Source organism: Bradyrhizobium sp. NAS80.1 (assembly GCF_001908205.1).
Taxonomy (GTDB): domain Bacteria; phylum Pseudomonadota; class Alphaproteobacteria; order Rhizobiales; family Xanthobacteraceae; genus Bradyrhizobium.
This window is the reverse complement of the sequence record NZ_LGHL01000511.1, coordinates 1-617: the sequence shown is the minus strand read 5'-3', so window position 1 is coordinate 617 and position 617 is coordinate 1. Positions and strand designations below refer to the sequence as shown.

General features: G+C 64.2%; 1 protein-coding gene. It reads right to left on the bottom strand.

Annotated elements, in window-relative coordinates:
• On the bottom strand, window positions 1-617 hold a 617-nt coding region (locus tag AC629_RS44585), incomplete at both ends, for a UDP-glucose dehydrogenase family protein (protein WP_143199977.1).

The following is a 617-nucleotide window of genomic DNA, read 5'->3' as shown; positions in this document are numbered from 1 at the left end:
AGATCCAGGCCGCGGAACTGCACCCATTCGGTGACGACGACGAGCGCATCGGCGCCTTGCGCGCAGGAATAGGCATCCTCGCAATAGGTGATGCTGGGCAGCTCGCCCTTGGCCTGCTCCATGCCGACGGGATCGAAAGCCCTGACCTTCGCACCCATGTCGATCAGGCCGGTCACCAGCGGGATCGACGGCGCATCGCGCATGTCGTCGGTGTCGGGCTTGAAGGTAAGGCCGAGCACCGCGATGGTCTTGCCGCGCAGCGAGCCACCGAGCGCGTGGCTGACCTTGCGCGCCATCGCGCGCTTGCGGTTCTCGTTGACTGCCAGCACGGATTCGACGATGCGCAAGGATACGTCGTAGTCCTGCGCGATCTTGATCAGCGCCTTGGTGTCCTTCGGAAAGCACGAGCCGCCGAAGCCGGGACCGGCATGCAGGAATTTGGTGCCGATGCGGTTGTCCAGACCGATGCCACGCGCGACCTCCTGCACGTTGGCGCCGACTTTCTCGGAGAGATCGGCGATCTCGTTGATGAAGGTGATCTTGGTCGCGAGGAACGCATTGGCGGCGTATTTGATCATCTCGGCGGTGCGGCGCGCCGTGAACATCAGCGGCGCCTG